This is a genomic window from Gulosibacter sp. (assembly GCF_052090685.1).
In the GTDB taxonomy this organism is placed as follows: domain Bacteria; phylum Actinomycetota; class Actinomycetes; order Actinomycetales; family Microbacteriaceae; genus Gulosibacter.
Genome location: NZ_JBQDBE010000004.1, coordinates 1 through 4,422 on the forward strand (window position 1 = coordinate 1; position 4,422 = coordinate 4,422).

Consider the following 4,422-nt stretch of genomic DNA (forward strand, 5'->3'; position numbering starts at 1 on the left):
ATTCAAATGAGGCAACGTATCGAGCTACGCGGAGGTTTCTTATGAGTCAACGCGGCAGGTTGCGTGTGGTGATTACTGAGGTTAGCCTTAGGCAGGACTGATGTGGCACCAGAGTCAGTGTGCACATCTGATGTGGGTCAGGTTATCCTAACTCTCACGATTGAAGCTTGGAGAATCACTCGAACATGCGCAGAAGAATGCGTCTCGGGGCCGTGGCGATGGCTCTTGCGGGAATACTGTTGCTGGCCTCTTGTGCCGCGACAACTGGCGACGCCAAAGAAACTTCGGCGGGCAGCGCGTACGGTGTCGCGATCGGTGCAGAAGGTATCGCTGAGGGCGTTCCGGGTATCGAGGACGGAACCCCGATTCGCGTCATCGAAGACGTCAATCACGAGGCAGTCGCGGTCCCGGTCGATCCGCAGAGAGTCATTACCCTCTCGGAACCCACGCTGGATGGCGCCCTCGCGCTCGGCGTTACGCCGATTGGTTCGGTAAACGGGCGCGGTCAGTCGACGATGCCGAATTACCTCATGGATATCGCCGGTGACATTCCCGCAGTGGGATCGGTGGCCCAGTTCAACTTCGAGGCGATCGGCGAACTCAAGCCGGACCTCATCCTGACCTACGCATCCGGCGGTAATAACCCCGAATCGGTCGCGATTCTCGAGCAGATTGCCCCGGTGTATTTCGTGGGGTACGCGGGCGCCGAGTGGAAGACCACGTTCATGAACGTCGCCGACTCGCTCAACAAGGTCGAAGAGGGCGAACAAATTCTCGCCGAATTCGACACCTACGCCGAGGACGTCAAGGAGCGCCTGTATGAGGCCGGCTTCGAGGACAAGACCTTCTCGATTGTTCGCTGGCAAGGCTCCAATGCCTCGCTCATCCTCAAAGAACTTCCGCCTGGAATGGCGCTCGACGCGATCGGTCTGAAGCGGCCGCCGGCCCAGGACAAGGAAGGTCGCGGACACTCCGAACCCGTCTCGCTCGAAAACCTCGCGGATGCGGATGCCGACTATATGTTCTTCGGCACGCTCGGCGGTTCAAGCGTGAACAACCCCGAAGCCGGTGGCACGGCCGACCTCGCCGGTGCTGAGGATGCCTACGAAGAGGCGCAAAACGTTCCCGGCTTTACCGAACTCGATGCCTACCAGAACGGCAACGTCATTCTGGTCGATGGCTCGTTGTGGACATCAACCGGCGGCCCGCTGCTGATGACCGGAATTATCGAGTTCGTCGAAAGCGCGCTCCTCTAACCCCACCAATGACTACACAAATTCCACTACCCAACACAACGAACCGAAAGCAGAAATACATGCACGCAATACGTAGTTTCGCGGCACACCCGCGTCGCTCGTACCGTGCCGCGATGGCAGTGCTCCTAGCCCTGTTGTTGACGGCGACGGTAGCGCTGCCGATGCTCGGCGGCGTCAGCACAGCGGCAGCGGCCGTTGGCGTCGCGGACAACGGCGACGGCACTTCGACCTATACCTTCCATGATGACTCCACGGTTACTTTCCCGAATGAAGTAGTGGCGGGGGAGCCCATTCAGCTTTCGGGTACGGGCATGGTCATCAAGGAAGAGTCGCAGGACGCGATGATGGACATTGCTGGAACAATCGGCAGCGCCATCGGCTTCAAGTACGACGCCGGCAATATCTCGACGACGCAGGACATCACCAACCCGATCAGCGGCGACCCGCTTACCAATAAGACGATCTGGGATGCGGCTCTGGCGAACGATGACGGCACCTGGACGGCGGAGCTTGCGTGGCCCACGCCCGCGAACTCAACCCTCACCGCCGAGTGGGAAGTCGGTAGCGAGCACGAAATTCAGCTCCTCACCGCATCCATTTGGCGTTGGGGCCTCGACGACCTGGGCCAAGACGGCAAAACGCTGAACCCCGACGTCTCACGCACGGCAGCGCTGAAGTTCACCGTGGTCGAGGCAGCTGCAGCAGGAGAGGCGCCCGCGATCACCACGCAGCCGGTGTCCGTTGAGGTCGCCAACGGTAGCGAAGCGACCTTCACCGCGGCCGCATCCGGTTCCCCCGCACCGACCGTCCAGTGGAAGCGCAGCCAGGCACTGTCAGGCGGCGCCGACTACGAAGACTACACAGGTAACTGGGTCAACATTGCCGGAGCAACAGAACCCACGCTGACCGTGACTGCTGGTACGAGCCCGAACCTCAACAACCGCCTCTACATTGCGGAGTTTACGAATGCGCACGGCACCGTTACGACCGTGCCGGTACGACTCAACCTAGTGCAGCCTCCTGCGGTGACCGAGCACCCGGCCGGAGTCACGATCTCCGAAGGTGACACCGCGACGTTCACCGCCGCAGCAACCAGCGCATCCGACCAGACCGTGCAGTGGCAGTCGACCACGGCGCTCCCGAACGGCGAGCCGAACGCCGCAGCGTGGACCAACGTCGCCGGCGCTACCGGAACGACACTTGCAGTAGCGGGTGAGGACGCAGCTGCCCAGCACGGCACGTTCTACCGCGCGGTATTCACGAACGCGGGTGGCGAGAGCGCAACTCGAGCCGCAGAAATTCGCTTCACCGAAAGCCTCAACACCAACGTGAACGTCACGGTCACCGGTGAGTCCTACGGTGCGAACGGCGTCGAGGAGTTCAGTGTTTCGGCGCCGAACGCCGTCGTCAAGGGCGAGAACATCGTCATCGAGGGTGAGGGATACGTCCACCCCGATGGCGAGCAGGGCTCGGTTGCGATGTTCATGATCGACGCTTCGTACTCGGGCGACCCGATGACGCTCAACACCACGCGCGAGGTCATTCACCCAGTTACGGGGGCGACTTTCTCGGACAAGCGCGGACACGCACTGATCCAGGCCAACGCGGACGGCACATTCCGCGTCGAAATCCCTTGGCCAGATGCCACGAACACCACGAAAGACGAAGCGTTCTTTGCCGAGAACTGGCAGGCCGGTAGCCAGCACATGGTGCGCATCCTCACCGGTTCGCAACTCTCGGGCGACCACCAGCGCGGTATCACCGTGCGTTTCACCGTGGTCGACGAAGCAACGGCTCCTGAGGTCACCGCTCCGGTCGTCACCACGCAGCCGAGCGACGTGAGCGCGGAAGCCGGTAGCAGCGCATCCTTCACCGCGGCCGCATCTTCGGCAGTGGACGTGACCGTGCAGTGGGAGTCCTCGACCGACGAAGGCACCACCTGGGCGCCCGTTGACGGCGCAACCGAGGCCACTCTCGCGCTTGAGAACGTCGCTGACGCGGACAACGGCACGCAGTACCGCGCCGTGTTCACGAACAGTGCCGGTAGCGTGAGCACCGCAGCGGCAACGCTGACCGTGACCCCGGTAGCGGATGCAGCGATCACGCTCACCAACACCGAAGTTGAGCAGTACGGCCACGTGTGGTTCACCCTGAGCGACTTCGCGGAGGGCACCTCAGTGAACGTTGCGCTGCTCGACCCAGCGGGTGAAACCCTCGCGAGCAGTCCGTACACGATTGCCGCTGATGGCAGCACCGCGAATCCTGACGGCCAGACATACACGCGCGTCACAGTTCCGCGCGACGCAGCTCCCGGAGCCGGATACAGCCTCGCGGTAATCGATGCTGACACGGATGCGGTGCTCGCCACGAGCGAGGCCGTCACCGTGAAGGCTGCGACCACTTCGGTGTTCAACCCCGGTGATCACGATGGCGGTGTCGAAGACCTGTTCGTGCAAAAGGGTGGTGTCTGGACCTTCCACGCCGTCGGCTTCGAGCCGAACGGTCAGCTCACCGCAACCGCAGTTGTGGACGGAGAAACCGTCACGCTCGGCGGCGAAGGACAGGTAAACCAGTCGACCAAGGCCTGGCAGCTCGACGCGAACGGAGACACCGTTCGCGATGTCTTCACCCGCGTACAGCTCCCCTCGGATGCGCCGATTGGTCCGCTCGAGATCACGTTCACCGACGGCACCAACACCGTCCCCCGGACGCTTGAGATTGAGCCTCCGGCGAATGCGTCGGTCACCGTTGCCGAAACCGCTGAGGTTGGTGGCACGCTCCACGTCACCGGTGAAGGCTGGCTCACGGCCGACGGCACCGAAGGCTCGACGGTTGCCATCAAGCTCGACGAAGGCGCATACTCGCGTCTCGATTCCTCGGCAGTGCACCAGAACAAGACCATCTGGTTTGTTGTGGAAGCGGACGAGAACGGTGAGTTCGACATCCAGATGCCGCTACCGAACGGTACGACTGAGGATGCTGGCACGGACAGCTACGGCTCGTCACCGGCATTCCAGGCTGGAACGCACTCGCTGCGCTTCCTGACCGGCAGCCTCAAACCGGGGGATGTCTCGCGCACCATCAAGTCTGATGAGTTCACCGTGACCGGCACGGAAACGCCTGAGCCGACTGAGACCCCTGAGCCGACCGAGACGCCGGAGCCGAC

General features: G+C 62.3%; 2 protein-coding genes. Both read left to right on the top strand.

The features are described from left to right. Positions 1-185 precede the first annotated feature (185 nt). On the top strand, positions 186-1,256 hold the full coding sequence (locus tag ACTHXA_RS03390) for an iron-siderophore ABC transporter substrate-binding protein (protein ID WP_441669354.1): 1,071 nt from the start codon (positions 186-188) through the stop codon (positions 1,254-1,256). A 113-nt stretch (positions 1,257-1,369) separates the two neighbouring features. Beyond that, positions 1,370-4,422, top strand: a 3,053-nt coding sequence (locus ACTHXA_RS03395; RefSeq protein WP_441669356.1) for an immunoglobulin domain-containing protein, incomplete at its 3' end; no start/stop codon positions are given.

Coding starts and splice junctions, on each gene's coding strand:
- ACTHXA_RS03390 (WP_441669354.1), top strand. CDS start 186: ATGCGCAGAAGAATGCGTCTCGGGGCCGTGGCGATGGCTCTTGCGGGA.